The organism is Sphingopyxis soli (genome assembly GCF_018682675.1).
In the GTDB taxonomy this organism is placed as follows: Bacteria; Pseudomonadota; Alphaproteobacteria; order Sphingomonadales; family Sphingomonadaceae; genus Sphingopyxis; species Sphingopyxis soli.
Map to the genome: position 1 here is coordinate 1 of NZ_JAFMTR010000052.1, position 2,280 is coordinate 2,280.

A 2,280-nucleotide genomic window follows, 5' to 3' on the forward strand; every position below is an offset into this window, starting at 1 on the left:
GACGGCGACGACTTCGCCTTCCTGCGGCTTTTCCTTGGCGGTGTCGGGGATGATGATGCCGCCGGCCGTCTTTTCTTCGGCTTCGATACGGCGAACGAGCACGCGGTCGTGCAGCGGACGAAACTGTGCCATGGAACTCCCTCCATTATGCGATGATAGGCTTTAGCACTCACCATGGGAGAGTGCTAACAGACGGGCATATGGGCGGGGGGTATGACAGCGTCAAGACGATTAAGGGAAAATTTTCGGCGGCGCGGTACAAGGGCCAGATGGGGTGCGAGAGTTCGATCAGCAAGGCCACCGAACTGCCTGATCTGCATAAGATGCGCGAACGGGCGCAATTGCTGCGCTCAGAGTTTCTCGATTCCTTCGGACGACTCGAAGCCGAAGTGATGCAATACATCGGCAAAACCGAGGTCAAAGCGACGTCCTCGACGCCCTTTTCGCAAAAACTTGCCGCGTTGGCGAAAGCCCGCGACCGGTTCAAAAACCCGAAGCGGCTGGATGTTCGCATTGCGGCCATACGCGAATTGCTTCCCGTTCGCGCCGACATCGTCCATTCGGTCCTCGAGCTGATCCTGATTTTCGACGGGCAGACGACCTCGATGAAGCTGCAATTCCGGAATTCATCCGACTGCGAACGCCGCCCGTTGACCCTCACCCATGACCAACTCGCCATCATCATCCGGCGGCTCAATCAACTTGCCGGACAGTTCAGCCACCAGCGATTGAAGGAAGCAGCCCCAGCCGCGCGCGCATCCGCCAGCGCATGAGAAGCACGGCCGAGACAACGACCAGCCCCACCGCCAGCCCGATCCAGACGCCCACGCCCTGAAGCGGGGTCCAGAAGCCGAGGTAGATCGCGGTACCATAGCCCGCGATCCAGTAGCCACAGACCGCGATGATCATCGGCACGCGCGTGTCCTGCAACCCGCGCAGCGCACCCGCCGCGACCGCCTGCGCGCCGTCGAAAAGCTGGAAGGCGGCGGCAACGACGAGGAACTGCATCGCGAAGCCGACGAGCGCCGGATTGTTGTCCACGCTGTAAGCCCTGAGGATCAGCGACGGGAAAAGCCATATGAAAATCGCCGTCAGCGCCATGAAGCCGATACCCAAGAACAACGACGCTCGGCCCGCAAAGCCAATACCGGCTGGATCGCGCGCGCCATAAGCCATGCCCACGCGGATCGTCGCTGCCTGCGCGACACCGAATGGAATTTGAAAGGCGAGCGCCGCCACATTCAGGGCGATCGTATGGGCTGCAAGCTGCGCCTCACCGATCCGACCCATGAGCAAGGCAGCTCCGGTGAATAGCCCGGCTTCCGCCAGAATGGTAAGGCCCAGCGGTGTGCCGATAGCAAAGATGTCCCTGAACCTCTGCCATTCAGGCCGCCACCAATTTCCAAACAGGCGATAGCGGCGCAGGCGCCGATCTTTCTGGATGACGATGACATAAGCCAATAGCATCGCGACCGACGTGATGACACTCGACAGCGCCGAACCGCGAAGTCCCAGCGCCGGCATACCGAGATTTCCGAACACGAACACCCAGTTGCCGAGCGCGTTTACACCAAGCGCCAAAAAGGTGATTACCGTCCCGATCCTCGGCCGGCCAAGCGCCGAAACAAAGATGCGCAGGACGCCCGCTGCGATCATCGGAAACATGGACCACATAAGCACGGAAAGAAAGCTGCCAGCGAGCGATGAGAGACCGGGCGCTTGGCCAGTCGCCCGAAGGATTGGGGCGCCTGCAACGCAAACACCCATGAACAGGACGGATACCAGACCGCTGATCCACAAGCCCATGCGAACCGAACGCCGGACTTCGCGCACGGCATGCTTACGGCGACCAAGCTCGGCGGCGACAAGGGGTGCAACCGCGCCGACCAGCCCGCTGCCGGTCCACAACAAGAGGCCGAAGATCGAGATGCCGAGGGACGATGCTGCAAGCGGCGTTTCGCCAAGCCGTGTGACGAACAGCACGTCGATCGCATGGACGAGCATCTGGAGAAGATTAGCCGCTGCCAGCGGCCAGGCCAGCGCCAGCGTCGCGCGGAATTCCGCGCGGAAATCCTGCGGACGATCCGCAGTCAGGGGATGAGCCTGCACCAGCATAGCCGGCCCGGATAGGCGCGCGAATGTCAGGGTTCAAGGGTGGCGGGCGGCCGCGGTTCTATTTGTCGGCGGGGGTGGCAGAAAGGCAACAGCAATGCCTCTGCCAACTTTTCCTTCGTCATCCCGGACTCGATCCGGGATCCATTCCTCCAGCGCCGCGTGAGT

At 61.6% G+C, this 2,280-nt stretch carries 3 protein-coding genes; 1 reads left to right on the top strand and 2 read right to left on the bottom strand.

Going from position 1 to position 2,280, the window contains the following annotated elements; genetic code table 11:
* Positions 1-132 (bottom strand): co-chaperone GroES (locus J1N50_RS07665; protein ID WP_215352226.1); only part of this gene is annotated, 132 nt, incomplete at its 3' end.
* A gap of 68 nt (positions 133-200) precedes the next feature.
* Here J1N50_RS07665 and J1N50_RS07670 point away from each other — a divergent pair.
* On the top strand, positions 201-773 hold the full coding sequence (locus J1N50_RS07670) for a hypothetical protein (protein ID WP_215352214.1): 573 nt from the start codon (positions 201-203) through the stop codon (positions 771-773).
* Here the strand turns inward: J1N50_RS07670 and J1N50_RS07675 are convergent.
* Positions 715-2,115 carry an MATE family efflux transporter gene (locus tag J1N50_RS07675; protein WP_215352224.1) on the bottom strand — a complete coding sequence of 467 codons (1,401 nt, stop codon included), beginning with the start codon at positions 2,113-2,115 and terminating at the stop codon, positions 715-717. The two genes, J1N50_RS07670 and J1N50_RS07675, sit on opposite strands and share 59 nt — an antisense overlap.
* Between the last annotated feature and the right edge of the window lie 165 nt (positions 2,116-2,280).

Bases quoted from the DNA above. Each gene is read 5' to 3' on its own strand.
- J1N50_RS07675 (WP_215352224.1), bottom strand. From the start codon at position 2,115: ATGCTGGTGCAGGCTCATCCCCTGACTGCGGATCGTCCGCAGGATTTC.
- J1N50_RS07670 (WP_215352214.1), top strand. From the start codon at position 201: ATGGGCGGGGGGTATGACAGCGTCAAGACGATTAAGGGAAAATTTTCG.